Below are 25,658 nucleotides of genomic sequence, written 5' to 3' on the forward strand. Positions count from 1 at the left end.
ATTGGGGTTTTATGCTACGCGATCGCGTACCAGCGCCAGTGCCGCTTCCACCACCGGGATGCCTGCGCCGGGTTTGTGAGCATTTTCGCTTAAGTGACTACGCCATTGACGCGCGCCGGGGATACTTTGGAACAAGCCCAGCATATGACGGGTGATATGGCCCAAATAGGTTCCGTTCGTCAGTTCATGCTCAATGTAAGGATACATCGCTTCCACCACGCTAAACGGGCTGATGGCGGGAGTATCAATACCGAACAGTTGCGAATCGACATCCAGCAGCAAGCCGGGATTTTGATAGGCTTCGCGCCCCATCATCACTCCATCGAGCTGTGCCAAATGGGTTTTTGCCTCTTCCAGCGTTTTTATACCGCCGTTAATGGCGATGGTCAATGCTGGGAAATCGCGTTTGAGCTGATAGACGCGTGGATAATCCAGCGGCGGGATCTCGCGATTCTCTTTTGGACTGAGACCCGAAAGCCAGGCTTTGCGCGCATGGATAATAAAAGTATCGCACTGGCCGCGCTTGGCCACGGTGTGAACAAAATCGCACAGGAAAGCGTAGCTATCCTGATCGTCGATGCCGATACGGGTTTTTACCGTAACCGGGATCGATACCCGATCGCGCATCGCTTTAATGCAATCCGCCACCAGTTCGGCTTCTGCCATCAGGCAAGCGCCAAAACGTCCATTCTGCACACGGTCCGAAGGGCAGCCAACGTTGAGATTGACCTCATCGTAGCCGCGCTGCTCTGCCAACTGCGCGCACTGCGCCAACGCGGCAGGATCGCTGCCGCCCAACTGCAACGACACCGGATGCTCGGTATCACTGTAAGCCAGATAGTCGCCCTTGCCGTAAATAATGGCACCGGTCGTGACCATCTCGGTGTACAGCAGCGTTTGCCGGGTCAGTTGGCGGTGGAAATAACGGCAATGGCGATCGGTCCAATCGAGCATCGGCGCTATGGAGAAGCGTTGTGCAGGGAAGCGGTGCTGAGTATCAGAAGATGGGTGCATACGTCTTACTGTGTCTGGTCAATCGTGATCCCAATGCAGGGAAACCTGAGCACAGTGTATCATTGAAAGCCGGTGTCATCGACACCGGCTTACGGGTAGTGAATACCGCTTAGGCAGCAAACCCGCCGATCTTAACCTGCAAAAAGGCGCGCCATGCATCGATATTGCCCAGGAATTCGACCGTCTGAACAATCTCTCTGTTACCGTCGGCGGTTTCCAGCACAAAGGTGGGGAAGCCGTGTCCGCCCACTTTCGCCAATAATGCGCGGCTCTCTTTGAAATGGTGCTCCAGGCCATCGGCGTTAACGAAGGCATACTCATTGGCAAAAGCAACTGGGTCCAGCCCGATTTCACTGGCGCACTGTGTCAATACGTCGACATCAGCGATTTTTCTACCCTGTTCATAATGCGCTCGTTGCACATGGTGCAGCAGTTCATAGCCTTTGTTAGCCATGCGCTCTGCCGCGATAACGGCTGCCGTCGGCGGCGCGGAGTCCAGCACGACGCTGGTATCGCGCAGCAGTTTATCGAAGTAAGGCTGGCCAAAAGGCTGACCGGTCAGTTCTGCGATACGCTGGTCATGTGGCAACACGTAGTCATGCCACTGCGGGGTGACCTGACGGCGGTTGCTGCCCGTCATCATGCCGCCACCGTGCAGCACCACATTGACGCCTGGCATTGCTTGCGCGGCCTGCGCCAGCGGCGCGGCACCGTAGCACCAGCCACACAGCGGGTCATAAATATAGTGCAGCGTTACTGCGGCCATTTCATTTCACCTTTAAGCACTTTGGCACTCAGTTCCAGGCTGGACTCTTCGTGCAGGTCGGGGTACTGCTTTTTCATGGTATCGATCAGCGCAGCAGAATCTTTACTGGTAGCCAGCGCTTTTTCCAGCGTGTTCAGGTATTGCAGGCTGAACGTGACGCTGCTCAGGCTGTAATCCATTGGCGGCAGGAAGTGACCCGGCACCACTTGTTTCGGTTTTAACTGCTCAATCTGTTGTAACGTCTGACGCCAGTCAGCGCGAGATTGCGGCGTTTGTGTATCGGCAATCCACAGATGGATATTGGCGGAAACCGGAATCCCTCCTACCACGGTGCTCATCGACGGGATCCACACGAACGTGCGATCCGGCGTAGGCCCTGTCAGACCTTTCACTTCCAGTTTCTGACCATCAACGGTGAAGTTGTCGCCCTTTAACGGCGTTGGCACGATAATTTTTTGCGGCGCGTTTTCTTTCATGATCGGGCCCCAGTAGGCCACTTTACCTGCCTGGCTGGCTTCGATCGCTGCGATGGTTGCCGGGGTGGCAATCACTTTCGCATCTGGGAAAGCGGCCTTAATCACATCCAGACCGAAGTAATAATCAGGATCAGAATGGCTGATATAAATGGTTTTCAACGGCTTGCCGGTGGCTTTAATGCGACCCACCAACGTTTGTGCATCGTTACGCTGGAACTGGGCGTCAATCAGTGCCACTTCATGTTCGCCAACAATCAGCGCAGATGATACCGGGAAAATACTGGCTTCACCGGGGTTAAAGACTTCAAGCTTCAACGGAGAGGCGGCGTGAGCTACCGTCGTCATACTCAGGAAAGCGGCGGCAACCAGCGTTAAGGTAGATTTTTTCATAGCAGAACTCCATTCATGTCATTATTCGTTAAAAGTTAGATTCGTTTAAAAGTACTCAACGGGGTCTATCTTAAGTTGCAATTATCGTAATAAAAATGGCTAAATGGTGGTTTGCTCTGTTGCATAAATCGAGCTAATCATGGATCGCATCACTGCTGCTGAAGTGTTTGTCGCTATTGTTGAACGGGGGAGCATGAGCGCTGCCGCCGAGCTATTGGATATGTCGCGCGCGATGGTGAGCCGCTACCTGAACGAGATGGAAACCTGGGCGCAGGCACGTCTGCTGCATCGCACCACGCGTAAATTGAGTTTAACCGATGCCGGTGAAAAAACCTTGCAACGCTGTCGTGAGATGCTGGAGTTGGCGGGAGATATGCGGGTGGAAAACGCCTCGGATGTGGCGTCTATCGGTGGCCTGCTGCGCGTCAGCTGCTCGCAATCGCTTGAGCAAACAGCACTGGGCGTGGCGGTTAAGGCATTTTTGCAGCGTCACCCGCGCGTAGCGGTGGATATGCAGATGAATAATCGTGCGATCAATCTGGTGGAAGATCGCATCGATCTGGCATTGCGCATCACCAATGCGCTCGATCCCAACCTGATTGCTCGCCCACTCGGCCACTCGGCCAATGTGCCTCGGTGCTGTGCGCCGCGCCCACTTACCTGGCAAAACAGGGGATGCCGCGCCAACTGAGCGATCTTTCGCTGCACAACTGCCTGACTTATACCTACTTTGGCAAAAGTCTGTGGAATTTTACTCATGATAATGAGCCGGTTACTGTACCCGTGAGCGGCAACTTGAGCGGCAACGAATCGTTGGTGTTGTTATCCGGCGCGCTGGAAGGGGCCGGTATCACGGCAACCGCGCTACTCGGTTCAGCGCTATCTTGCCAGCGGCGCACTGGTGCCGCTGCTGACAGAGTATCGACCGCAGGATATGGGCATTTACGGCATCTACGCGTCTCGTCAACATATGCCGCCTGCGCTGCGTGCATTGCTGGACTTCTTGGTGCACTGGTTCGCTCATGAGCCGCGCTGGCTGGCGCTGCAAGCGGAATAGTGGGCTACTCAGCGCACCAGCACCGCGTCCAGTTGCTCGGCAATGCCTGCTGTATAACGCGTTAGATGGGCGATCACGGTATCCACCAGCGCCGAGGCTGGGCGGTGCAGCGGGCGAATCAGGCTGACGGTAAAAGGCACCGCGACGCTGAACGGGCGCACCACCACGCCGGAGGCGGCGTAATCCAAAGCGGTGAGCGGATTGACGATAGAAATACCAACACCGGCGCGCACCATAGCGCACACCGATGCCGCACTGTGGGTTTCCAGCACCATATCACGCGCTATCCCGGCGCTATCAAACAATTTATCTAGCAGTTGGCGGTAGCTATCGATGCTTGAAAGGCTGATAAATCGCTCATGGCGAAAATCTTCTGGCGTCAGTATCTGGCGCGCGGCTAAAGGGTGCTGTGCGGGAAGCACGCACACTTCGTTCAACGTGAGCAGGGTATGGCGCTCAGTGCCCGCGGGCGTCACTCTGTTCTCCGTCAGACCAAGATCGTGGCGCTGTGCTGACAGCCACTCTTCCAGCAGCGGTGATTCCTGAGGTATGACGTGCAGGCTGAGCGAGGGATAGCTGTCCAGCAACGGTTTGCATACGTAGGGGAGCAAGGATTGAGAAAACACCGGCAGGCAGGCGATAGAAAGCTGTGCCTGTTCAAAACGCCGAATGTCGCGCGCAGCATTGATGATGCGATCCAACCCGTAGTAAGAACGTTGCACCTCTTCGAACAGTTGCAGTCCTTGCGCCGTAGGGTGAAGACGTCCGCGCACCCGCTCGAACAACGGTATTTGCACCAGATGCTCGAAACGTGCCAGCTCACGGCTGACCGTGGGTTGCGAGGTGTTGAGCAACGCGGCGGCCTCGGTGAGGTTACCGGTGGTCATGACGGCATGAAAAATTTCAATGTGGCGCAGTGAAATGGTCGGCATCATCGCCTCAGTCGTGGTTGCCTCGCTAACCGATATCATAAATGAATAGCTTAACCGGGATTTATTTATTTTTTCACCAAATGCGGAGGGAATCGCGCTTGCTGGCTGCTCAATCAATCGTGAAGCACATTTTCTGCGGTTAATGTCACATGACAGTAATGTTATCACTGTGGTTCACGGCCTCTGAATGGATGAAGCCATGAGGCTGAACTATCATCGGGTTACTGCACTTCATGCCGATGTATTTCACCAGAATCAAACACCGATATCGCGCAATGTGCACCATGACGGGGAATTTCGTGCCTGGCCTGATGGGTATGCTCTCATCCCTCCTTGCGCTGACATGCGGTTGTCATACACCCGACATATAACTTTCATCCCGCTGTGCTGAATTGGCGTAGTTATTGCTGGCTAAGACCAGCGTCGCGAACCTATAAAATCAGGAGCATCATGATGAAGAAATTGTTGTCTTCCGTGTTAATAAGTAGCGCACTGTTCTCCTCAATTGCCTTTGTTTCCACCCCTGTGTCGGCGCAGGATCTGGCAGCCCTGGAAAAAGCCGCGCGGGCTGAAGGCGCGGTAAACAGCGTAGGGATGCCGGACAGTTGGGCCAACTGGAAAGACACCTGGCAGGATCTCTCTACCCAATACGGTTTGAAGCACAGTGATACCGATATGTCTTCCGCGCAGGAAATCGCCAAGTTTGCGGCTGAAAAAGAGAATGCCAGTGCTGACATCGGTGACGTAGGTGCCGCGTTCGGGCCGATTGCGGCGCAAAAAGGTGTAACCCAGCCCTATAAACCGACCACCTGAGAACAGGTGCCTGACTGGGCTAAAGATAAAGACGTGCATTGGGCACTGGCTTATACCGGGTCTATCGCCTTTATTATCGATAAACAGCAGGTGAAAGAGATCCCGCACAGCTGGGCCGACTTGCTTAAAGGCAATTACGTCGTGACCATTGGTGACGTTAACTCCGCCTCGCAGGCGGTAAGCGGCGTACTGGCAGCCAACTTTGCGCTGGGGGGGGGACGAGAAAAACCTGAAACCGGCGTTGGAGTTCTTTGGCAAGCTGGCGAAAGCAGGGCGTCTTGGCGTTACCGATCCGGTGATCTCGAATATCGAAAAAGGGGAAGTGCAGGTTGGCGTGGTGTGGGATTTCAACGGCCTGAACTACCGCGACAAAATCAACAAAGATCGCTTTGAAGTGCTGAACCCTTCCGATGGTTCGGTGATCTCCGGTTATACCACCATCATCAATAAATACGCCAAAAACCCCAACGCGGCCAAGCTGGCGCGTGAATACATCTTCTCTGATGCCGGACAGATCAATCTGGCGCGTGGCTATGCGCGCCCGATCCGCGCGCAGCACATCACGTTGCCGGATGATGTGAAAGCTAAACTGTTGCCGGAAGAACAGTACAAAAGCGTACGCCCTATTGCTGACGGCGAGGCCTGGGATAAAACGGTGAAAACGTTGCCGCGTCAGTGGCAAGAGCACGTGATTATCAATATGAAGCAGTAAAGCCTGTTCCTGTGCGCACCCTGTCCGGATACGGAGAGGAGGCGCACAGGGCGTATTGGTCCACGCCGCAGAGGGAGGATAACGCGTGAGAAAAAACTGGCTGGTTGCAGGGATCCTGTTGCCGTTTTTTGCCGTCTTTTTTGCGTTCCAGATAGCACCGCTTATCTGGATCCTGGTGAACAGCTTTTACAGCCAAACGGAAGAGGCGTGGGGGCTGGCGAACTATATAGCCAACCGACTTAAAAATGATTACATCCTATGCCCTGATATGCGGCAAAGAAGCATAGCTGGCTGTTATCAAAATAATGTCGCTTGGCTATACCGATATCCTTTCTTCGCCGTTTTATCTTCAGGCGATCCGTTTTTCACTGGATATCTCGTTTTGGTCCAGCTTCTATGGCGTCATTATCGCCCTGATTGGCGGCTACTCGTTGCGCCAACTGGGGACGGGGCGTTTGCAACGCTTCGTGTTGTCCTTTGCCAATATGACCAGCAACTTTGCGGGTGTTCCGCTGGCCTTTGCCTTCGTGATTATGGTGGGGCTGAACGGTTTTTTTTACCTTATTGCTGAAAAAATATGGCGTGATCGACGGGTTCAACATTTACTCCCGCGACGGCTTGATCCTGATATACACCTATTTTCAGATCCCTCTGGGGATATTGTTGCTCTATCCCGCGTTTGACGGGCTGCGCACGGAATGGCAAGAGTCGGCGGCGTTGCTAGGCGCACCGCGCTGGCGCTTCTGACTGCACATCGGCATTCCGGTGTTGACCCCCGCGCTGCTCGGCACCTTTGTTATTCTGCTTGCCAATGCGCTCGGGGCTTACGCCACCATTTACGCGCTCACAACGGGTAACTTCAACGTGGTGCCGATACGTATTGCCGCGCTGGTTGCCGGGGATATCACCCTGGATCCTAATCTTGGCCGCGCGCTTTCCGTGCTGCTGGTACTGCTGATGGCGCTGATTACCGTTGTCCACCAGTGGTTGCTGCGGCGGAGTTATCTCCATGCTGCGCCGTAATCCCCTGACCGGAGGCTGCCATGCCATCCTTTGAACGGCGCTACCATCAGACGGTGGTATTACTGGTGCTGCTGATTCTGCTGTTGCCGCTGCTCGCCACCTTGGGCTATGCGCTGGCGACAGAGTGGGGCGCCACCATTCTGCCTAACGGCGTGACGCTAGGCTGTGTCCCTTAATTAATTTTCACTGATTGGAAATGAGAAAAACACATCGAATCTGTTCGTTTTTTGGACTGATTTTGGTTTTTTTTACTGTCAAAAACAGCCTGCTTTGTACGATTTTTCATCTATAGTGCAATTAAGGGACACAGCCTAAAGTGGTTTATTGCCCTGTGGGGCGACAGCCGGTTTTTGGTGGCATTGGGCCATTCGCTGCTGATCTGTTTTGGCGCACTGCTGTTTTCACTGCTGCTGGTGTTGCCCGCGATGTTTGTTATCGCCTGACGGTTTCCGCGTTTGGATGGGGTGATGAACGTGCTGATTTTGCTGCCGTTCTCGGTGCCACCGGTGGTCTCTTCCGTCGGATTGTTGCAGCTCTATTCCTCAGGCCCACTCGCCATTACCGGCACGCCCTGGATTCTGATCGGCTGATACTTTGCTATCGCGCTGCCTTTTATCTATCGCGCCATTTCCAACAACATTCAGGCGATTAACCTCAAAGAGCTGCTCGATGCGGCGCATTTATTGGGTGCCAGTACTTGGCAAGCGGCGCTGTGGGTGGTGCTGCCTAATTTGCGTAAAGGCGTGATGATCGCGGTATTGCTCTCGTTCTCTTTCCTGATTGGCGAGTTTGTGTTTGCCAACCTGCTGGTAGGCACCCGCTTTGAAACGTTGCAGGTGTATCTCTACAACAAACGTAACGACAGCGGACACTTTACCAGTGCGCTGGTGATCTCCTATTTCCTCGTCGTGCTGCTGGTGACCTGGCTGGCCAATATTCTTAACCGGGAGAAATCCTGATATGCCCTATCTTGATGTAAAACAGCTCAATAAACACTACGGGCCCACCAAGGTGTTTCACAATAAACTAGTTGCTGAATAGAGACTTGCATTTTTTGTCAGGCTATTGAGAATAAAAAGAGGTTTAACTTAGAGAATAAAGGTTTGAAATGATCAACAAAGAGCGGTTGTTACGAGATAATCGTTTATGTAAAGCAATCATTGGATTATCAGTCGAAGAATTGAAAAATTTAGCCGCTGAATTTTCAGCTTGTTATTTGATTTATCGGAAAAAGAATCGAAAAGATCACGAGCGGCAGATGGGTGCAGGGCAGAAAGGATTTATCCCAACCCCATTAGATAAACTGCTTTTTATTTTATTGTATTTAAAATGTTATCCGACCTATGATTTGCAAGGACTTCTTTTTGGTTTAGATAGAACACGGGTATGTCGCTGGGTAAAAATATTATTGCCGGTTTTAGAGATGACCTTGGGGCGAGAATGTGTTTTGCCCGCTCGTCAAATTCGCTCTGCTGAGGAATTTTTTCGCGCCTTTCCTGGAGTTAAAGACGTCTTTATTGATGGGACAGAGCGACCTGTCCAAAAGCCTAAGAATCTGCGTCGGCGAAAAAAAATGTATTCGGGAAAGAAAAGACAGACCACTCGAAAAGGGCTTATTATGACTGACGAAACAAGGCAAATTGGATTTATCCCCATGAGCAAAAATGGGCGCCGTCACGATAAACGCTTACTCGATAAAGTCGATATAATTCGCCATATTCCTCCTGAGGTAACCATCTGGGCAGATACCGGTTTTCAAGGTATAGATAAACAGCATCCTAATACACAAATCCCAAAAAAAGGAACTCGAAAAAGACCTTTATCGCCTGAACAAAAACAAGAAAATAAAATAATCTCGGGCATCCGTAGGCTTTGTTGAATAATTTAAGATACTGATTTATATAAGCATTAGAGACTGTAAAATAATCTGTGTAAATGGCATTTTGAGGAAAACCTTCAAAGGATAACAAAATGCCTATCAGCAACGAACTTATTGACCAACTGCTTCAAGATTGTCACTCCCCTCAGGATCTGCTGGGTGAATCAGGCCTACTCAAGGTGCTGACTAAAAGACTGGCGGAACGGGTTCTTGAAGCTGAGATGGAGATGCACCTTGGGTATGCTAAGCATGACCCGGCTGGTAATCATTCAGGCAACTCACGCAATGGCAAGACATCCAAGAGCGTACGTAGCCAAAATGGGGAGATCGAGCTCGATATTCCGCGCGACCGCAACAGTACCTTCGAGCCGACACTGATCGGTAAGCACGAAAAACAGCTTAACGGCTTCGATGACCGCATTATTTCTCTCTATTCCAGAGGGTTATCAACCCGTGATATTCAGGCACACTTTAAAGAAGTCTACGGGGTCGATGTTTCCGCTGGCTTCATTTCTCAAGTGACCAATGCTGTGATGGATGAAGTTAAGCGCTGGCAGCAACGGCCGCTGGATGCGCTTTATCCCATTGTTTACCTTGACTGTATTGTTGTCAAAAGCCAGGACGGCGGAGCCGTGGCCAACAAGTCTGTTTATCTGGCCCTCGGCGTCAACGGCCAGGGCGAAAAAGAGCTGCTGGGGCTATGGATAGCCAAAACTGAGGGGGCCAAGTTCTGGTTATCTGTGATGACAGAACTGAAAAATCGTGGGCTAAAGGACATCTTCGTCGCCTGCTGCGATGGCCTGAAAGGCTTTCCTGATGCCATTGAAGCTGTTTACCCGCATACGCGGGTACAGCTCTGCATTGTGCATCAGGTGCGGAACTCGCTGCGCTACGTCGGCTGGAAAGAGCGTAAGGCCGTTGCTGCTGACCTGCGCACCATCTATAGTTCCGCAACGCTAGAGGGCGCTGAAGAGGCCCTGGATGCCTTCGCGGCCAAATGGGATGAACAGTTCCCGACGATCAGCCCGTCGTGGAGAAATAATTGGGAACGTCTCATCGTCATTTTTGACTTTCCGCCGGAGATCCGCAAGGTTATCTACACCACCAACGCGATAGAGTCGTTAAATGCTTCATTGCGCAAGATAACGAAAACGCGACGAATATTTCCAACGGATGACTCGGTGATAAAATTACTCTATCTAGCCTTGCATAATATCTCTGCTAAATGGACCTTGCCAATCAGAGACTGGAAACCTGCTATGAGCCAATTCATGTTGATGTATGGAGAACGAATCTCCGGTTAAGCAATGGAGCCATTTACACAAAATTCTTTACAGACTCAAGCATTATAAAATTTCAACGACTAATTTTTCCTCTCGGAATGCTTTTTATTGTGCTAACTATTTGATTTGTCGTTCTAACAAAATACATTCTCTGTAAATGCATTCTAACTAAAGAAGATGTAAATCAAACGGTTAAATTATTCAACAAAGCCGCATCCGTATTACAGTTGAACACGCCATCGCGGGTATCAAGCGCCTCGGTTGCATGACCCAAATTTTACGGAATCGTAGACCCTTTATTGATGATATAGCCAAGCGACATTATTTTGATAACAGCCAGCTATGCTTCTTTGCCGCATATAGCCAAGCGACATTATTTTGATAACAGCCAGCTATGCTTCTTTGCCGCATATAGCCAAGCGACATTATTTTGATAACAGCCAGCTATGCTTCTTTGCCGCATATCAGGGCATAGGATGTAATCATTTTTAAGTCGGTTGGCTATATCAGGGCATAGGATGTAATCATTTTTAAGTCGGTTGGCTATACCTTCTTACTCCTTAGCGCCGGTCTTTGGAATTTCCATCTCAGAACAGCGTAAAATTTACTTCAATCACCGAAACACCCTTATTTTACTATTAAGCAACACGCTTAATATCGATTTCTCAGCGGCAGAAGGGGCGTTTGTTACCCTGCTGGGGCCGAGTGGCTGCGGCAAATCGACGCTGTTGCGTTGTCTGGCTGGTTTGACGCCCGTGGACAGCGGACAGATCCTGTTACAGGGACAGGATATCGTGCCGGTGTCTCCGCAAAAGCGCGGCATTGGCATGGTGTTCCAGAACTACGCGCTGTTCCCCAATATGACGGCAGAAGGGAACGTGGCGTTTGGGTTAAAAATGCAGAAGCTCGGCGCAGGGGAGATTCGCCAGCGGGTGGCCGAGGTGCTGGCGCTGGTGGAACTGAATGAATTTGCCCACCGTTATCCACATCAGCTTTCTGGCGGTCAGTGTCAGCGCGTGGCTCTGGCGCGTTCGTTGGTTACGCGCCCGCGTTTGCTGTTACTGGACGATCCGCTTTCCGCGCTGGATGCCCGTATTCGTCGCCACCTGCGTGAACAAATCCGTCGCATTCAGCGTGAACTGAATCTGACGGCCATCTTTGTTACCCACGATCAGGAAGAGGCGCTGACGCTCTCCGATCGTATCGTGCTGATGAACAAGGGGGAAATTGTACAGGATGGCGATGCGGTATCGCTGTATACCCAGCCTGCCAATCTGTTTGCCGCCAGCTTTATCGGCAGCTATAGCCAACCGACTTAAAAATGATTACAGCCGATGCCCTGATATAGCTAAGCGACATTATTTTGATAACAGCCAGCTATGCTTCTTTGCCATATATCAGGGCATCGGCTGTAATCATTTTTAAGTCGGTTGGCTATATGTGGCAAAGAAGCATAGCTGGCTGTTATCAAAATAATGTCGCTTAGCTATATAACCTGCTGAGTGCCGCGCAAGCGCAACAGTTGACGGGAGAACACTTCACTGGTCAGGTGGCACTTCGCCCTGAATCTATCACGCTGGGCGCACCTGAACAGGGCATTGCTGGGAAGATCCTTAACCACAGCCTGTTAGGGAACGTGGTGCGATACCGTATCGTGGTGAATGGCGTAGAGCTGGCTGTGGATGTACTGAATCGTGCACCGGGCGATTTGTACCATGCGGGCAGTGTAGTGGGCGTGCATATTACTGCTGACGCGCTGCGTGAAGTGGCTTAGCCAACCCATATCATGTATGAATAGAGTATGCGAAAACCGATATTTGTTTAAATCGGTGCAGCCCGTTACCGTGTGGTCATTGCTCCCTTTTTTTGCACGGAACCCCTATGCCGTACGATCTGAATGACCTTACCCACGCGCTTAACGCGCATAGCCTGCGTGAATTACCTGCTCGTTTTGGATGTCCGGTGTGGGCGTATGATGCGCACACCATTGTGGCGCGTATCGCACAACTCTGTCAGTTTGACACCATCCGTTTTGCGCAAAAAGCCTGCTCCAACACCCATATTCTGCGTCTGATGCGGGCACAAGGTGTAAAAGTGGATTCGGTATCGCTGGGGGAAATTGAGCGTGCTCTGGTGGCCGGCTTTGTGCCGGGTACGGCAGATCATGAGATTGTGTTCACCTCTGACATGCTGGATGCGCCGACGCTGGCACGCGTGGTGGAACTGAATATTCCGGTTAACGCCGGTTCAGTGGATATTCTGGCGCAGTTGGGGGCAGCCCAGCCGGGTCATCCGGTGTGGTTGCGCGTCAATCCGGGGTTTGGTCACGGTCACAGCCAGAAAACCAACACCGGCGGTGAGAACAGCAAACACGGTATCTGGTATGCCGATTTACCACTGGCGCTGGCACAAATCCAGCGCTACTCCTTGAAGCTGGTCGGCATTCATATGCATATCGGTTCCGGCGTGGACTACGGCCATCTGGAGCAAGTGTGTGATGCCATGGTGCGTCAGGTGGTTGAGTTTGGTCAGGATGTTGAGGCCATTTCCGCAGGCGGCGGGCTTTCCATTCCTTATCGCGCGGGTGAACCGGTTATTGATACTGAGCACTACTTTGGCCTGTGGCACGCAGCGCGTCAGCGTATTGAGACGCACCTTGGTCACCCCGTGACGCTGGAAATCGAACCGGGACGTTTTCTGGTGGCGGAGTCTGGCGTCTTAGTGGCGCAGGTGCATGCCGTCAAAAATATGGGTAGCCGTCACTTCGTGTTGGTGGATGCCGGGTTTAACGATTTGATGCGCCCCGCCATGTACGGTAGCTATCACCACATTTCGTTGTTGCCGGCAGATGAGCGTTCTCTCGCTGGCGCACCGTTGCGCGATACCGTAGTGGCAGGGCCATTGTGTGAATCCGGTGATGTGTTTACGCAACAGGCTGGCGGCGGCGTGGAAACGGTGGCGTTACCTGCGGTACAGGTCGGCGACTATCTGGTGTTCCACGACACCGGGGCTTACGGTGCCTCTATGTCTTCCAACTACAACAGCCGCACCCTGCTGCCGGAAGTGTTGTTCGAAGACGGTGAAGCACGTCTGATTCGCCGCCGTCAGAGCATCGAAGAATTGCTGGCGCTCGAGGCCCTGTAACCGTCCTTTATGGTTGCAGGCAAACAGCCTACTCCCACAGTCATTCCCGCGAAGACGAGAATCTCTTGCTGGTGAAACGCGTTTCTTCTGGCCGAGATCCGCGGCTTTCGCCGGGGATGACGAAGTAAAGTGGCTTTGTCATCAGTCTGAATCCGCCCCTCCTCCCTGTGCAATGTGATAAACCTCTCGCTTTCTTGTTCTGCAACACAAAAATATTTATACAAATGCCCAGTTTTTTCGTGTTGCGACACATAGGTTATTTTATTGCCAAGTCATAGAATAATTCCCAATCCATAAGAGCATGTGATAAGGAATTATTTATCGGTTCTGATTTTTTCCCAAAGAAAATTATTTAGAACAGCGTAATTTATTACCACATTAAATAATGCAGATTCCACCAGGAATGTATTTGCATTAGCACCCTATTGTCGAAGACATATAAAATATAAGAGGTCTCATTATGCATACCATAGAACCCTTGGCATGGTACGGGGCGTTGATTGGTCTTTTTATTGCCATTGCGCTCATCCTGAAAAAAATTAATCCCGTGTACTCCTTGTTCCTCGGCGCCATTCTCGGTGCGGTGATCGGCGGGGGGAATCTTGAACAGACCATCGGGCTGCTGACATCTGGCACGCAGAGTGTAATGGGCACGGTGATCCGCGTGCTGGCTGCGGGTGTACTGGCTGGCGTGATGATGGAATCGGGCGCGGCAGAAACCATCGCTCAGGCCATTGTGAGGAAGATGGGGGAGAGCAAAGCGATTTTAGCGCTGGCACTGGCCACCATGATCATCACTGCGGTGGGCATATTTATCCCCGTTGCCGTATTAATTGTTGCACCGATTGCGTTATCGGTGGGTAATAAAATGGGGATTTCCAAACTGGCATTATTACTGGCGCTTTCCAACGGCGGTAAAGCTGGGAATATTATATCGCCGAACCCCAATACCATTGCCGCAGCAAACGGTTTTTACCTGAATTTAAGCGATGTAATGATCGCCGGTTTTATTTCTGCTGTATTCGGTTTGATTATGACTGTCGTTGTCGCCTCAATGTTGAAAAATAAAGGGATCATGGTAAGTGGTGAAGAAGCCGCCGCAGCCTACGGCACCCAGAGCGCGAAAAATGACAAAACCTACCCGATGTTGGGCAAGGCCATCGTCGCGCCAGCGGTTGCCGTTATCTTATTGATGATAAACCCGATTGGTTCCATTTTTCACATCAGCGCGCTGACCGCGTTCAAGCTGGATGCCATGTATGTATTGCCGATTGCCGGTATCGTCGGGCTGATTGCCATGGGGCAAAAGCACAAGGTGATTGCCTACACTGCTTCCGGTCTGGAAAAAATGACCGCCACCGTGCTTATCCTGATTGGTGCAGGTGCAATTGCGGGCCTGATCGCTGCCTCCAATCTGTCTGCTCAGGTGGTACAACTGATTGACCTCATGGGTATTTCCGGCACCTTCCTCGCACCTATCTCCGGTATTTTGATGGCGGCAGCCACGGCGTCCACCTCCACCGGGACCATTCTGGCGACCGGGACCTTCGGTAACGCCATCGCCACTATCGGCATTGCGCCGATTGCCTCTGCGGTCATGGTGCATACCGGTGCGACCGTTATCGACTCCTTGCCGCAGGGCAACTATTTCCACGTTACAGCGCAGAGCATGAACATGACCATCAGACAGCGTATGGGCCTGCTGCCTTACGAAGCGATTGTCGGTGGCACCATGACCCTTGTCGCTACCGTGCTGTATGCACCATTCCCACTCGAAACGCAACAAAACGGTAGAGTGTTATGCCACCAGTAAGTGCGTTAAAAATACCTCATTGGGGGAACGATAGCCCAGCGATTTTCTGCCCCTTGTATTGAGTATGTGTTCGAGTTCGGCAATCTTACGATGACTGACCTGACTGAAGTGTGTTCCCTTTGGGTAAAAACGTCGTATCAGCCCGTTGGTGTGCTCATTCAAGCCCCTCTCCCAGTAATGATAAGGATGGGCAAAGTAGACCTGCGCCCCTGTGATTTGAGTAATTTGCTCGTGCAGAGCGAATTCAGGGCCGTTATCAGCTGTTAGGGTCTTAAACTTGCAAAAGGTATTAGCTTCAATGTCCCTGAAAGCAGCAACCACAGTCTCCGCACGCTTATTAGGCAGTTTGCGAATGATGACGGTTTTCAATGCTTTATCTACGATGGTTAACAAGAATGACTTCTGGTCTTTGCCAAAAATATAGCCAAGCGACATTATTTTGATAACAGCCAGCTATGCTTCTTTGCCGCATATCAGGGCATAGGATGTAATCATTTTTAAGTCGGTTGGCTATAGTGTCAATTTCGAAGTGGCCAGGCTCTTGTTTAAGCTCGGCTTGAGCTGGGCGATACTCAATACCAACACGGTTGGGAATAGGGCCTGATTTGAGGTTTTCGGCATTGTACCTGTAACGTTTTCCCTGATGAGGAAGTTGCTGATATAGCTAAACGACTTAATTTTGATTACATTATTTAAATGAGCTATTCAATTGATTTTAGACGTAAAGTGATATAGCCAACCGACTTAAAAATGATTACATCCTATGCCCTGATATGCGGCAAAGAAGCATAGCTGGCTGTTATCAAAATAATGTCGCTTGGCTATAATGGCAGACCAGGCGATGTTTTCCCTTGACGTTCTAAACGAAGGGCTCTTACCCACCGGCTAATCGCTGAAAGACTGACGTTCATGGCTTTCGCGGCTTCCTGGTAGATATAATTTTGGTCAAGGACTAATTTGGCGGTTTCACATTTAAATTCAGCAGTAATTATTTTACTCATTTTGGCACCTATAAAAATTATGAGGTAAGCATATAGCCAACCGACTTAAAAATGATTACAGCCGATGCCCTGATATGTGGCAAAGAAGCATAGCTGGCTGTTATCAAAATAATGTCGCTTAGCTATATCTACACGGAAAAACGAAGGGTTGAGTATCCGAGAAACAGCGAAGCAATTTCGGATTGGCCCTGCCTCTGTATCGCGTTGGATTAATCAAATAGAGTCAAAAGCATCGACCACGCGTCAGCGAAAGATCGATAAATCCGAGTTGATAAAAGATGTTGAACAATATCCAGATGCTTACCAAAAAGAACGTGCAGAGCGTTTTGGCGTTTGTCAGAAGGCCATTTGGCAAGCGCTTAAAAAGCTGGGATTGACCTATAAAAAAAACTCTACGTCATCCGAAAGCCGACGAAAACGCCCGGCAGGGATTTCAACAAAAAAAACAACAGTATGAAAAAGAAGGTAAACCTATTGTTTTTATTGATGAAAGTGGTTTTTCACACGATGCCCCACGGACTCACGGCTATTCCCCAAAAGGTCAACGGTGTTTTGGCCTGAAGAACTGGGGAGCTAGGGGAAGAACAAATGTTATCGGCGCTTTATTAGGCACAACGCTGTTTGCTATCGGATTATTTGATATCAATATTAACAGCGATGTTTTCTATGCCTGGGTCACACAAGTCCTTATCCCAGTACTCCCTAAAAACAGTGTAATCATGATGGACAATGCCACTTTTCACAAAAAACATAATATTCAACAAGTCATCATCGATGCAGGGTATATGGTGGAGTATTTGCCTACATATTCGCCAGATCTTAACCCAATTGAGCATAAATGGGCACAAGCAAAAAGCAAAAAAAGAGAGATGGGTTGCGATACAGAGAGTTTGTTCTCAGTCCATATGGTGTAATCAAAATTAAGTCGCTTGGCTATAACCTTGCGGATCTCCGGCGGAAAGTCAAAAATGACGATGAGACGTTCCCAATTATTTCTCCACGACGGGCTGATCGTCGGGAACTGCTCATCCCACTTGGCCGCGAAGGCATCCAGGGCCTCTTCAGCGCCCTCTAGCGTTGAGGAACTATAGCCAACCGACTTAAAAATGATTACATCCTATGCCCTGATATGCGGCAAAGAAGCATAGCTGGCTGTTATCAAAATAATGTCGCTTGGCTATATAGATGGTGCGCAGATCAGCAGCAACGGCCTTACGCTCTTTCCAGCCGACGTAGCGCAGCGAGTTCCGCACCTGATGCACAATGCAGAGCTGTACCCGCGTATGCGGGTAAACAGCTTCAATGGCATCAGGAAAGCCTTTCAGGCCATCGCAGCAGGCGACGAAGATGTCCTTTAGCCCACGATTTTTCAGTTCTGTCATCACAGATAACCAGAACTTGGCCCCCTCAGTTTTGGCTATCCATAGCCCCAGCAGCTCTTTTTCGCCCTGGCCGTTGACGCCGAGGGCCAGATAAACAGACTTGTTGGCCACGGCTCCGCCGTCCTGGCTTTTGACAACAATACAGTCAAGGTAAACAATGGGATAAAGCGCATCCAGCGGCCGTTGCTGCCAGCGCTTAACGTCATCCATCACAGCATTGGTCACTTGAGAAATGAAGCCAGCGGAAACATCGACCCCGTAGACTTCTTTAAAGTGTGCCTGAATATCACGGGTTGATAACCCTCTGGAATAGAGAGAAATAATGCGGTCATCGAAGCCGTTAAGCTGTTTTTCGTTCTTACCGATCAGTGTCGGCTCGAAGGTATAGCTAAACGACTTAATTTTGATTACATTATTTAAATGAGCTATTCAATTGATTTTAGACGTAAAGTGATATCTACACGGAAAAACGAAGGGTTGAGTATCCGAGAAACAGCGAAGCAATTTCGGATTGGCCCTGCCTCTGTATCGCGTTGGATTAATCAAATAGAGTCAAAAGCATCGACCACGCGTCAGCGAAAGATCGATAAATCCGAGTTGATAAAAGATGTTGAACAATATCCAGATGCTTACCAAAAAGAACGTGCAGAGCGTTTTGGCGTTTGTCAGAAGGCCATTTGGCAAGCGCTTAAAAAGCTGGGATTGACCTATAAAAAAAACTCTACGTCATCCGAAAGCCGACGAAAACGCCCGGCAGGGATTTCAACAAAAAAAACAACAGTATGAAAAAGAAGGTAAACCTATTGTTTTTATTGATGAAAGTGGTTTTTCACACGATGCCCCACGGACTCACGGCTATTCCCCAAAAGGTCAACGGTGTTTTGGCCTGAAGAACTGGGGAGCTAGGGGAAGAACAAATGTTATCGGCGCTTTATTAGGCACAACGCTGTTTGCTATCGGATTATTTGATATCAATATTAACAGCGATGTTTTCTATGCCTGGGTCACACAAGTCCTTATCCCAGTACTCCCTAAAAACAGTGTAATCATGATGGACAATGCCACTTTTCACAAAAAACATGATATTCAACAAGTCATCATCGATGCAGGGTATATGGTGGAGTATTTGCCTACATATTCGCCAGATCTTAACCCAATTGAGCATAAATGGGCACAAGCAAAAAGCAAAAAAAGAGAGATGGGTTGCGATACAGAGAGTTTGTTCTCAGTCCATATGGTGTAATCAAAATTAAGTCGCTTGGCTATACTGTTGCGGTCGCGCGGAATATCGAGCTCGATCTCCCCATTTTGGCTACGTACGCTCTTGGATGTCTTGCCATTGCGGGAGTTGCCTGAATGATTACCTGCCGGGTCATGCTTAGCATACCCAAGGTGCATCTCCATCTCAGCTTGAAGAACCCGTTCCGCCAGTCTTTTAGTCAGCACCTTGAGTAGGCCTGATTCACCCAGCAGATCCTGAGGGGAGTGACAATCTTGAAGCAGTTGGTCAATAAGTTCGTTGCTGATAGGCATTTTGTTATCCTTTGAAGGTTTTCCTCAAAATGCCATTTACACAGATTATTTTACAGTCTCACGATTCCGTAAAATTTGGGTCATGCAACCGAGGCGCTTGATACCCGCGATGGCGTGTTCACGGTGCGTGTCAAGGTAGTTGTCGCCCCAGTTGATTCATACGGCCTGTTTTTCCCGTTCCGGATTTAGCCACACTTCGTCCTGCCGCTCCCAGTTTCTTGTTGGCCCTGACCAACGATGCGGGTTCTGCATTTTTGCTGCCTCATACACCGATTTTCGCTTTACCAGCAACTGGCTGTCTTCGCCTCTGTGCCGCTGGCCCGGCGTGACATACCGGATACCGCTATGGCGATGTTCCTCGTTGTACCAGCCGACGAAGGTTTCCACCCAGGCTCGCGCATCTTCCAGCGTTGCAAAGCCTTTTTCAGACCATGCAGGCACGTATTTCAGCATCCTGAACAGCGATTCCACGTGGGCGTTGTCGTTGCTTACCCGCGGCCGACTGTGTGACGGGGTTATCTTCAGCTCCGCAAGCTTCACCTGCAGCACCTGTGACTTCATCGGTGCACCGTTATCCGCATGCAGTACCAGCGGCTCCTGCCAGCAGCGCTCGCTCAGCACCGTTCGCTTCAGCAGTTCTGCTGCATACTCGCCGCTTTCGACCGGGTACACCTCATAACCCACTATTTTGCGACTGAACACATCTTCTATAAACTAGTTGCTGAATAGAGACTTGCATTTTTTGTCAGGCTATTGAGAATAAAAAGAGGTTTAACTTAGAGAATAAAGGTTTGAAATGATCAACAAAGAGCGGTTGTTACGAGATAATCGTTTATGTAAAGCAATCATTGGATTATCAGTCGAAGAATTGAAAAATTTAGCCGCTGAATTTTCAGCTTGTTATTTGATTTATCGGAAAAAGAATCGAAAAGATCACGAGCGGCAGATGGGTGCAGGGCAGAAAGGATTTATCCCAACCCCATTAGATAAACTGCTTTTTATTTTATTGTATTTAAAATGTTATCCGACCTATGATTTGCAAGGACTTCTTTTTGGTTTAGATAGAACACGGGTATGTCGCTGGGTAAAAATATTATTGCCGGTTTTAGAGATGACCTTGGGGCGAGAATGTGTTTTGCCCGCTCGTCAAATTCGCTCTGCTGAGGAATTTTTTCGCGCCTTTCCTGGAGTTAAAGACGTCTTTATTGATGGGACAGAGCGACCTGTCCAAAAGCCTAAGAATCTGCGTCGGCGAAAAAAAATGTATTCGGGAAAGAAAAGACAGACCACTCGAAAAGGGCTTATTATGACTGACGAAACAAGGCAAATTGGATTTATCCCCATGAGCAAAAATGGGCGCCGTCACGATAAACGCTTACTCGATAAAGTCGATATAATTCGCCATATTCCTCCTGAGGTAACCATCTGGGCAGATACCGGTTTTCAAGGTATAGATAAACAGCATCCTAATACACAAATCCCAAAAAAAGGAACTCGAAAAAGACCTTTATCGCCTGAACAAAAACAAGAAAATAAAATAATCTCGGGCATCCGTATTACAGTTGAACACGCCATCGCGGGTATCAAGCGCCTCGGTTGCATGACCCAAATTTTACGGAATCGTAGACCCTTTATTGATGATACCTTCTTACTCCTTAGCGCCGGTCTTTGGAATTTCCATCTCAGAACAGCATAAAATTTACTTCAATCACCGAAACACCCTTATTTCACTATTAAGCAACACGCTTAATGAGATACAGGTAGAACCAGTGACCCGCCGTCAGCGACTTCAGCCAGGTGATGTCCCACGACCACACCTGGTTCGGCGCGATCGCCTTCCATGTCGACAGCGGCTTACTTTGCGGGGCCTGCTGACGCCCGCGATGACTGACCTCTCCGGCACGGCGCAACACCCGGTAAAACGTCGATTCACTGGCAACGTAACGCCCCTCATCGGCTAGTGCCGGTACGATTTGCGCCGGCGACAGACTGGCGAATCGTGGCTCATGGCAGATGGCCAGCACCTGCTGTTCCTCTTCAGCACTGAGCCTGTTTTTCGGCATCGGCCGTGATGCCGTCGGTCGCCGGTCGTCAGGACTTAGCCGCCAGCGCTGGAACGTCCGCTCGCTAATACCTACAGACCTGCAGGCATCGCTTTGCCGGACGCCGGCAGTGGCAGCCTCCTCCAGCATCTTCATCAGCCGTAACCTGTCGGCTGTGCGCGTCATTCGACCTCGCGTTCTTCGTCGAAGAACGCCTTGAGCTTTTTTTCCAGGATGAGCAGTGCCGCCGCTTCGGCGAGGGCTTTGTCCTTGCGGGCTATTTCACGATTAAGCTGCTGAATTTCTTTTTGTTGTTTCTTTATTAAGGCTCTTTCTGCACGCTGACCTGGCTGCATAAACTCGTCCTTCCACTGCTGAATCTGTTCAGGATAGAGGCGGCTTTGTTGAATAAATCGAACTTTCAGGGGATCGCCGGATCAGAGCACTATCATCGCTCCCGATAGCAGCTCCCCATGGCAAAGCAAAAGTTTAAAATCACCAACTGGCCCACCTACAACAAAGCACTCAGACAACGCGGCTCCCTGACGGTCTGGCTTGATGAGTCGGCCATCGCTGCATGGACTGACAGTGCTTCGCCTGAAGGTCGTGGTCGGCCGCTTTACTACACCGATATGGCTGTTACCACGGTTTTGATGATAAAGCGCGTGTTTAACCTGTCGCTCCGGGCATTACAGGGCTTTGTCGACTCGGTTTTTACACTGATGAGCCTGCCACTGCGCTGCCCGGACTACTCTCTGGTCAGTCGGCGGGCAAAAACCGTCAGTATCAGCATAAAAACGCCAACGCGTGGTGAAATCTCGCATCTGGTCATCGACAGTACCGGTCTGAAGGTCTTTGGCGAAGGTGAATGGAAAGTCAGGCAGCATGGGGCTGACAGACGAAGAGTGTGGCGCAAGCTTCATCTGGCAGCAGACAGTGCGACGCATGAGATTATCTGTGCCGACTTATCGCTCAGCGGAACGACAGATGCGCAGGCACTGCCGGGCCTGATTAACCAAACCCACCGGAAAATCAGGGAAGTGTCAGCAGACGGTGCTTATGACGCCCGTTACTGCCACGATGCGTTGCTGAGAAAGAAAATCAGGCCCCTTATCCCGCCGCGAAGCGGAGCGAAATACTGGCCGGACAAGTACTATGAACGTAACCATGCGGTGGCGAATCAGCGTCTGAGCGGGAGTAATGATATGTGGAAAAAGAAAGTGGGTTATCACCGGCGTTCAGTGGCAGAAACAGCGATGTTCCGCATAAAAACTTTGCTGGGTGGCCACCTGAGCCTGCGTGACTACGATGCTCAGGTGGGTGAAGCCATGGCGATGGTCAAAGCGCTGAATCGTATGACGTTGTTGGTTATGCCACACAGCGTCAGGATCGGATAACAGGTGTAGCAGAGGGAGTCATCCTGTCGGCTAATTCTGATTTATTCAACAAAGCCACCTTTATTCTCTAAGTTAAACCTCTTTTTATTCTCAATAGCCTGACAAAAAATGCAAGTCTCTATTCAGCAACTAGTTTAATGGGATAAAACGCATCCAGCGGCCGTTGCTGCCAGCGCTTAACGTCATCCATCACGGCATTGGTCACTTGAGAAATGAAGCCAGCGGAAACATCGACCCCGTAGACTTCTTTAAAGTGAGCCTGAATATCACGGGTTGATAGCCCTCTGGAATAGAGAGAAATAATGCGGTCATCGAAGCCGTTAAGCTGCTTTTCGTGCTTACCGATCAGTGTCGGCTCGAAGGTATAGCTAAACGACTTAATTTTGATTACATTATTTAAATGAGCTATTCAATTGATTTTAGACGTAAAGTGATATCTACACGGAAAAACGAAGGGTTGAGTATCCGAGAAACAGCGAAGCAATTTCGGATTGGCCCTGCCTCTGTATCGCGTTGGATTAATCAAATAGAGTCAAAAGCATCGACCACGCGTCAGCGAAAGATCGATAAATCCGAGTTGATAAAAGATGTTGAACAATATCCAGATGCTTACCAAAAAGAGCGTGCAGAGCGTTTTGGCGTTTGTCATAAGGCCATTTGGCAAGCGCTTAAAAAGCTGGGATTGACCTATAAAAAAAACTCTACGTCATCCGAAAGCCGACGAAAACGCCCGGCAGGGATTTCAACAAAAAAAACAACAGTATGAAAAAGAAGGTAAACCTATTGTTTTTATTGATGAAAGTGGTTTTTCACACGATGCCCCACGGACTCACGGCTATTCCCCAAAAGGTCAACGGTGTTTTGGCCTGAAGAACTGGGGAGCTAGGGGAAGAACAAATGTTATCTGCGCTTTATTAGGCACAACGCTGTTTGCTATCGGATTATTTGATATCAATATTAACAGCGATGTTTTCTATGCCTGGGTCACACAAGTCCTTATCCCAGTACTCCCTAAAAACAGTGTAATCATGATGGACAATGCCACTTTTCACAAAAAACATAATATTCAACAAGTCATCATCGATGCAGGGTATATGGTGGAGTATTTGCCTACATATTCGCCAGATCTTAACCCAATTGAGCATAAATGGGCACAAGCAAAAAGCAAAAAGCAAAAAAAGAGAGATGGGTTGCGATACAGAGAGTTTGTTCTCAGTCCATATGGTGTAATCAAAATTAAGTCGCTTGGCTATACTGTTGCGGTCGCGCGGAATATCGAGCTCGAGCGCCCCATTTTGGCTACGTACGCTCTTGGATGTCTTGCCATTGCGGGAGTTGCCTGAATTATTACCAGCCGGGTCATGCTTAGCATACCCAAGGTGTATCTCCATCTCAGCTTGAAGAACCCGTTCCGCCAGTCATTTAGTCAGCTCCTTGAGTAGGCCTGATTCACCCAGAAGCTCCTGAGGGGAGTGGCAATCCTGAAGCAGTTGGTCAATAAGTTCGTTGCTGATAGGCATTTTTTGTCCTCTGAAGGTTTTCCTCAAAATGCCATTTACACAGATCTTTTTACACTCTCCTGGTTAGCGTGCTGGACGAGGTTATTGCCGGACATTTGCCCATTCATGCCTTATGGCGGGCAACGCCAGTAATGTTGCCCTGCTTACGTCTTGCAATAGATGCGCTGATCGCGGCCACCGCTTCACGCTTTTAGCGAGCATCAGGCGAGTGCGTTAAGACATTTCACCGACTCTCTCACCACCAAATGCCCAGCCAATTCAACATATTGTGTCACCCCCAGCGACTGTGCGGGAACCAACTGCTGGGTTAATAGTTGCAGTGCGGCTCTGGCAACCGCATCAAGCGGCATGTGCACCGTGGTCAGTGACACCGGCAGCATATCCAGCGGCAAGATATTATCCATTCCCACCAACGACATATCATTCGGAACGCGAATGCCACGCTGCGCCAACGCATCCACTCCCCCCACCGCCTGATTGTCCGCCGCGCAAAAAATCGCGGTCACACCAAGGCGGTCAGCATGTGCGGAAAGCCAACGCAGCATGGCATCGCGTGCAGTAAGGGAGTGAAAATCAGGCAAAGCAAGAATCAGTGACTCATCGACAGCAATCCCTGCCTCCAGCAAAGCATCACGGTAACCGCGCTCCCGCTGCTTAATGGTGATGCACGACGACCAGGTTAAATGCAGAATTCGCCGGTGCCCGTGTTCTATCAGATGACGAACGGCACAAGCAGCGGCGGAATAATTAGCCGGTGTGACGCGGTTTAAACACATGGCGGGATCTTCACCGTTGATCAATACGGCAGGTATTCCACTTTTCACCACCGCCTGCAATAAGGGGATATGCGCGTCATTGACGATCACAATGCCACTCTGTCGCACACCTTGCAGCGATGCAATCATTTGATCTTCCGTCATGGCCTCATGCTCCGAGAGAAATGGGAGCATCCGTATATTGCGCTGTAAGCACAAGGTTTTGAGCGCATTGATCAATGACAGGGAAACCAGATTGTAATCACTCTCCAGCATCAGGTTGCGCGGTGCTGCCAGCAGAACATGGCGCAAGGGATCCAAGGCTTCCGCCACCGGTTTCGCCAATTTATGCAGCGGATAGCCCTGTTCTGTGGCAATCGCCAGGATCTGCTGTTTGACTTTGGCACTGATCGGCGCAGTGCCATTTAATACACGAGAAACCGTACTGGATAGAGACGCCTGCACACTCCGCAATATCCTTTAATGTTGCCATTATTCCTTCATCCCTGTGTTTGCGGGGCTCACGATAGACTGTTTTAGCAATACATCACTCAACGCATCAGCCCCCTTTCCTACCGCTTATCTCTACACTGTCGAGGGTTAACGCAATAACAACCACGAGAACATTTGCACACAGACAGGCGCTAAAGCCGCCATGTCACATTCTCTTACGCCTTTCTGCTAGCATTTTTTTGTTATATTATAACATAATAATACATTCTCTCT

Annotated in this window: 24 protein-coding genes and 12 pseudogenes; 20 read left to right on the forward strand and 16 right to left on the reverse strand. The window is 50.0% G+C overall.

Translation table 11 applies throughout. The features are described 5' to 3' along the window. Positions 1-9: 9 nt before the first annotated feature. Complete coding sequence (gene dusA / locus ACQGXV_RS12590) at positions 10-1,014, reverse strand: tRNA dihydrouridine(20/20a) synthase DusA (protein WP_440866570.1); 1,005 nt, start codon at positions 1,012-1,014, stop codon at positions 10-12. On the opposite strand from dusA, the gene ACQGXV_RS12595 reads away from it, so the two are divergent. Next, positions 975-1,127, forward strand: a complete 153-nt coding sequence (locus ACQGXV_RS12595) for a hypothetical protein (protein ID WP_440867864.1) — start codon at positions 975-977, stop codon at positions 1,125-1,127. The two genes, dusA and ACQGXV_RS12595, sit on opposite strands and share 40 nt — an antisense overlap. Here ACQGXV_RS12595 and ACQGXV_RS12600 read toward each other — a convergent pair. Beyond that, complete coding sequence (locus ACQGXV_RS12600) at positions 1,124-1,780, reverse strand: DsbA family protein (RefSeq protein ID WP_440866571.1); 657 nt, start codon at positions 1,778-1,780, stop codon at positions 1,124-1,126. The genes ACQGXV_RS12595 and ACQGXV_RS12600 overlap by 4 nt on opposite strands. Next, positions 1,768-2,646, reverse strand: coding sequence for an MBL fold metallo-hydrolase (locus ACQGXV_RS12605; protein ID WP_440866572.1), 879 nt, complete (start codon positions 2,644-2,646; stop codon positions 1,768-1,770). Before ACQGXV_RS12605 ends, ACQGXV_RS12600 begins: the two co-directional genes overlap by 13 nt. Before the next feature lie 139 nt (positions 2,647-2,785). Here ACQGXV_RS12605 and ACQGXV_RS12610 point away from each other — a divergent pair. Continuing rightward, a pseudogene (locus ACQGXV_RS12610) lies at positions 2,786-3,703 on the forward strand (LysR family transcriptional regulator). Between the two features lie 8 nt (positions 3,704-3,711). On the opposite strand, the gene ACQGXV_RS12615 reads toward ACQGXV_RS12610, so the two are convergent. Further along, positions 3,712-4,635, reverse strand: coding sequence for a LysR family transcriptional regulator (locus tag ACQGXV_RS12615; protein ID WP_440867400.1), 924 nt, complete (start codon positions 4,633-4,635; stop codon positions 3,712-3,714). Between the two features lie 453 nt (positions 4,636-5,088). Here ACQGXV_RS12615 and ACQGXV_RS12620 point away from each other — a divergent pair. The 7 genes and pseudogenes from ACQGXV_RS12620 to ACQGXV_RS12650 all read left to right on the forward strand — a co-directional run. Further along, positions 5,089-6,160, forward strand: a pseudogene (locus tag ACQGXV_RS12620) (ABC transporter substrate-binding protein). 85 nt (positions 6,161-6,245) lie between these two features. Continuing rightward, a pseudogene (locus tag ACQGXV_RS12625) lies at positions 6,246-7,183 on the forward strand (ABC transporter permease). Between the two features lie 20 nt (positions 7,184-7,203). Next, a pseudogene (locus tag ACQGXV_RS12630) lies at positions 7,204-7,341 on the forward strand (ABC transporter permease); the annotation flags it as partial. Between the two features lie 144 nt (positions 7,342-7,485). After that, a pseudogene (locus ACQGXV_RS12635) lies at positions 7,486-8,142 on the forward strand (ABC transporter permease); the annotation flags it as partial. Positions 8,143-8,291: 149 nt separating this feature from the next. Beyond that, complete coding sequence (locus ACQGXV_RS12640; RefSeq protein WP_440866573.1) at positions 8,292-9,062, forward strand: transposase family protein; 771 nt, start codon at positions 8,292-8,294, stop codon at positions 9,060-9,062. A gap of 92 nt (positions 9,063-9,154) precedes the next feature. Continuing rightward, positions 9,155-10,366, forward strand: a complete 1,212-nt coding sequence (locus ACQGXV_RS12645; RefSeq protein ID WP_440862551.1) for an IS256 family transposase — start codon at positions 9,155-9,157, stop codon at positions 10,364-10,366. A 581-nt stretch (positions 10,367-10,947) separates the two neighbouring features. Further along, positions 10,948-11,652: pseudogene (locus tag ACQGXV_RS12650) on the forward strand (ABC transporter ATP-binding protein); the annotation flags it as partial. Between the two features lie 41 nt (positions 11,653-11,693). Here the strand turns inward: ACQGXV_RS12650 and ACQGXV_RS12655 are convergent. After that, positions 11,694-11,816, reverse strand: a complete 123-nt coding sequence (locus ACQGXV_RS12655; protein WP_440866574.1) for a hypothetical protein — start codon at positions 11,814-11,816, stop codon at positions 11,694-11,696. A gap of 78 nt (positions 11,817-11,894) precedes the next feature. Here ACQGXV_RS12655 and ACQGXV_RS12660 point away from each other — a divergent pair, with 78 nt between their 5' ends. From ACQGXV_RS12660 to ACQGXV_RS12670, 3 genes are all read left to right on the forward strand, one after another. Next, positions 11,895-12,119 (forward strand): TOBE domain-containing protein, encoded by a 225-nt coding sequence (locus tag ACQGXV_RS12660; RefSeq protein ID WP_440866575.1) that lies wholly within the window; start codon positions 11,895-11,897, stop codon positions 12,117-12,119. Positions 12,120-12,226: 107 nt separating this feature from the next. Next, positions 12,227-13,489 (forward strand): diaminopimelate decarboxylase, encoded by a 1,263-nt coding sequence (gene lysA / locus ACQGXV_RS12665; RefSeq protein WP_440867401.1) that lies wholly within the window; start codon positions 12,227-12,229, stop codon positions 13,487-13,489. A gap of 460 nt (positions 13,490-13,949) precedes the next feature. Then, on the forward strand, positions 13,950-15,302 hold the full coding sequence (locus ACQGXV_RS12670) for a GntP family permease (RefSeq protein WP_440866576.1): 1,353 nt from the start codon (positions 13,950-13,952) through the stop codon (positions 15,300-15,302). On the opposite strand, the gene ACQGXV_RS12675 is transcribed toward ACQGXV_RS12670, so the two are convergent. From ACQGXV_RS12675 to ACQGXV_RS12685, 3 genes are all read right to left on the reverse strand, one after another. Then, entirely contained in the window at positions 15,288-15,737 is a 450-nt protein-coding gene (locus ACQGXV_RS12675) for an IS30 family transposase (protein ID WP_440866577.1), read from the reverse strand. The two genes, ACQGXV_RS12670 and ACQGXV_RS12675, sit on opposite strands and share 15 nt — an antisense overlap. Before the next feature lie 309 nt (positions 15,738-16,046). Then, complete coding sequence (locus tag ACQGXV_RS12680) at positions 16,047-16,184, reverse strand: hypothetical protein (RefSeq protein ID WP_440867865.1); 138 nt, start codon at positions 16,182-16,184, stop codon at positions 16,047-16,049. Further along, a complete protein-coding gene (locus ACQGXV_RS12685) occupies positions 16,124-16,303 on the reverse strand; it encodes a transposase (RefSeq protein WP_440863673.1) in 180 nt (59 codons plus the stop codon). The genes ACQGXV_RS12680 and ACQGXV_RS12685 overlap by 61 nt, the downstream gene beginning before the upstream one ends. Positions 16,304-16,427: 124 nt before the next feature. On the opposite strand from ACQGXV_RS12685, the gene ACQGXV_RS12690 reads away from it, so the two are divergent. Continuing rightward, positions 16,428-16,760, forward strand: coding sequence for an IS630 transposase-related protein (locus ACQGXV_RS12690; RefSeq protein ID WP_440867402.1), 333 nt, complete (start codon positions 16,428-16,430; stop codon positions 16,758-16,760). Then, the gene (locus ACQGXV_RS12695; protein ID WP_440862665.1) at positions 16,684-17,217 is read left to right on the forward strand and encodes an IS630 family transposase; all 534 of its coding nucleotides are present in this window, start codon (positions 16,684-16,686) and stop codon (positions 17,215-17,217) included. The genes ACQGXV_RS12690 and ACQGXV_RS12695 overlap by 77 nt, the downstream gene beginning before the upstream one ends. A gap of 20 nt (positions 17,218-17,237) precedes the next feature. Here ACQGXV_RS12695 and ACQGXV_RS12700 read toward each other — a convergent pair. Beyond that, positions 17,238-18,069, reverse strand: a pseudogene (locus ACQGXV_RS12700) (IS256 family transposase); the annotation flags it as partial. 36 nt (positions 18,070-18,105) lie between these two features. Between ACQGXV_RS12700 and ACQGXV_RS12705 the strand changes: the two are divergent. Together ACQGXV_RS12705 and ACQGXV_RS12710 are read left to right on the forward strand one after the other, a co-directional pair. After that, positions 18,106-18,471 (forward strand): IS630 transposase-related protein, encoded by a 366-nt coding sequence (locus tag ACQGXV_RS12705; RefSeq protein ID WP_440862584.1) that lies wholly within the window; start codon positions 18,106-18,108, stop codon positions 18,469-18,471. Further along, on the forward strand, positions 18,395-18,928 hold the full coding sequence (locus ACQGXV_RS12710) for an IS630 family transposase (RefSeq protein WP_440867239.1): 534 nt from the start codon (positions 18,395-18,397) through the stop codon (positions 18,926-18,928). The genes ACQGXV_RS12705 and ACQGXV_RS12710 overlap by 77 nt, the downstream gene beginning before the upstream one ends. A gap of 26 nt (positions 18,929-18,954) precedes the next feature. Here the strand turns inward: ACQGXV_RS12710 and ACQGXV_RS12715 are convergent. Both ACQGXV_RS12715 and ACQGXV_RS12720 read right to left on the reverse strand, forming a co-directional pair. Then, positions 18,955-19,218 (reverse strand): annotated as a pseudogene (locus tag ACQGXV_RS12715) (transposase); the annotation flags it as partial. 156 nt (positions 19,219-19,374) lie between these two features. Continuing rightward, positions 19,375-19,929: pseudogene (locus tag ACQGXV_RS12720) on the reverse strand (transposase); the annotation flags it as partial. Positions 19,930-20,014: 85 nt separating this feature from the next. On the opposite strand from ACQGXV_RS12720, the gene ACQGXV_RS12725 reads away from it, so the two are divergent. Further along, the gene (locus tag ACQGXV_RS12725) at positions 20,015-20,914 is read left to right on the forward strand and encodes a transposase family protein (RefSeq protein WP_440862939.1); all 900 of its coding nucleotides are present in this window, start codon (positions 20,015-20,017) and stop codon (positions 20,912-20,914) included. Between the two features lie 37 nt (positions 20,915-20,951). Here ACQGXV_RS12725 and ACQGXV_RS12730 read toward each other — a convergent pair whose 3' ends face one another. After that, positions 20,952-21,446, reverse strand: coding sequence for a helix-turn-helix domain-containing protein (locus ACQGXV_RS12730; RefSeq protein WP_440866578.1), 495 nt, complete (start codon positions 21,444-21,446; stop codon positions 20,952-20,954). Continuing rightward, complete coding sequence (locus tag ACQGXV_RS12735; protein ID WP_440864267.1) at positions 21,443-21,616, reverse strand: hypothetical protein; 174 nt, start codon at positions 21,614-21,616, stop codon at positions 21,443-21,445. The genes ACQGXV_RS12730 and ACQGXV_RS12735 overlap by 4 nt, the downstream gene beginning before the upstream one ends. Positions 21,617-21,733: 117 nt before the next feature. Between ACQGXV_RS12735 and ACQGXV_RS12740 the strand changes: the two genes are divergently transcribed. Then, complete coding sequence (locus tag ACQGXV_RS12740) at positions 21,734-22,657, forward strand: IS5 family transposase (RefSeq protein ID WP_440866579.1); 924 nt, start codon at positions 21,734-21,736, stop codon at positions 22,655-22,657. A 136-nt stretch (positions 22,658-22,793) separates the two neighbouring features. Here the strand turns inward: ACQGXV_RS12740 and ACQGXV_RS12745 are convergent. Further along, positions 22,794-23,021 (reverse strand): annotated as a pseudogene (locus ACQGXV_RS12745) (transposase); the annotation flags it as partial. A 36-nt stretch (positions 23,022-23,057) separates the two neighbouring features. Between ACQGXV_RS12745 and ACQGXV_RS12750 the strand changes: the two are divergent. Then, on the forward strand, positions 23,058-23,423 hold the full coding sequence (locus ACQGXV_RS12750) for an IS630 transposase-related protein (RefSeq protein ID WP_440866580.1): 366 nt from the start codon (positions 23,058-23,060) through the stop codon (positions 23,421-23,423). Beyond that, complete coding sequence (locus ACQGXV_RS12755) at positions 23,347-24,000, forward strand: IS630 family transposase (RefSeq protein ID WP_440867403.1); 654 nt, start codon at positions 23,347-23,349, stop codon at positions 23,998-24,000. The genes ACQGXV_RS12750 and ACQGXV_RS12755 overlap by 77 nt, the downstream gene beginning before the upstream one ends. Here ACQGXV_RS12755 and ACQGXV_RS12760 read toward each other — a convergent pair. Both ACQGXV_RS12760 and ACQGXV_RS12765 read right to left on the reverse strand, forming a co-directional pair. Further along, positions 23,914-24,177 (reverse strand): annotated as a pseudogene (locus ACQGXV_RS12760) (transposase); the annotation flags it as partial. The gene ACQGXV_RS12755 and the pseudogene ACQGXV_RS12760 sit on opposite strands and share 87 nt — an antisense overlap. Before the next feature lie 200 nt (positions 24,178-24,377). Then, positions 24,378-25,425: pseudogene (locus tag ACQGXV_RS12765) on the reverse strand (LacI family DNA-binding transcriptional regulator). Between the last annotated feature and the right edge of the window lie 233 nt (positions 25,426-25,658).

Source organism: Symbiopectobacterium purcellii (assembly GCF_052050035.1).
Taxonomy (GTDB): domain Bacteria; phylum Pseudomonadota; class Gammaproteobacteria; order Enterobacterales; family Enterobacteriaceae; genus Symbiopectobacterium; species Symbiopectobacterium purcellii_A.

Coding starts and splice junctions, on each gene's coding strand:
- dusA (WP_440866570.1), bottom strand. CDS start 1,014: ATGCACCCATCTTCTGATACTCAGCACCGCTTCCCTGCACAACGCTTC.
- ACQGXV_RS12600 (WP_440866571.1), bottom strand. CDS start 1,780: ATGGCCGCAGTAACGCTGCACTATATTTATGACCCGCTGTGTGGCTGG.
- ACQGXV_RS12605 (WP_440866572.1), bottom strand. CDS start 2,646: ATGAAAAAATCTACCTTAACGCTGGTTGCCGCCGCTTTCCTGAGTATG.
- ACQGXV_RS12615 (WP_440867400.1), bottom strand. CDS start 4,635: ATGCCGACCATTTCACTGCGCCACATTGAAATTTTTCATGCCGTCATG.
- ACQGXV_RS12640 (WP_440866573.1), top strand. CDS start 8,292: ATGATCAACAAAGAGCGGTTGTTACGAGATAATCGTTTATGTAAAGCA.
- ACQGXV_RS12645 (WP_440862551.1), top strand. CDS start 9,155: ATGCCTATCAGCAACGAACTTATTGACCAACTGCTTCAAGATTGTCAC.
- lysA (WP_440867401.1), top strand. CDS start 12,227: ATGCCGTACGATCTGAATGACCTTACCCACGCGCTTAACGCGCATAGC.
- ACQGXV_RS12670 (WP_440866576.1), top strand. CDS start 13,950: ATGCATACCATAGAACCCTTGGCATGGTACGGGGCGTTGATTGGTCTT.
- ACQGXV_RS12675 (WP_440866577.1), bottom strand. CDS start 15,737: ATGTCGCTTGGCTATATTTTTGGCAAAGACCAGAAGTCATTCTTGTTA.
- ACQGXV_RS12685 (WP_440863673.1), bottom strand. CDS start 16,303: ATGAGTAAAATAATTACTGCTGAATTTAAATGTGAAACCGCCAAATTA.
- ACQGXV_RS12705 (WP_440862584.1), top strand. CDS start 18,106: ATGAGCTATTCAATTGATTTTAGACGTAAAGTGATATCTACACGGAAA.
- ACQGXV_RS12725 (WP_440862939.1), top strand. CDS start 20,015: ATGATCAACAAAGAGCGGTTGTTACGAGATAATCGTTTATGTAAAGCA.
- ACQGXV_RS12730 (WP_440866578.1), bottom strand. CDS start 21,446: ATGACGCGCACAGCCGACAGGTTACGGCTGATGAAGATGCTGGAGGAG.
- ACQGXV_RS12735 (WP_440864267.1), bottom strand. CDS start 21,616: ATGCAGCCAGGTCAGCGTGCAGAAAGAGCCTTAATAAAGAAACAACAA.
- ACQGXV_RS12740 (WP_440866579.1), top strand. CDS start 21,734: ATGGCAAAGCAAAAGTTTAAAATCACCAACTGGCCCACCTACAACAAA.
- ACQGXV_RS12750 (WP_440866580.1), top strand. CDS start 23,058: ATGAGCTATTCAATTGATTTTAGACGTAAAGTGATATCTACACGGAAA.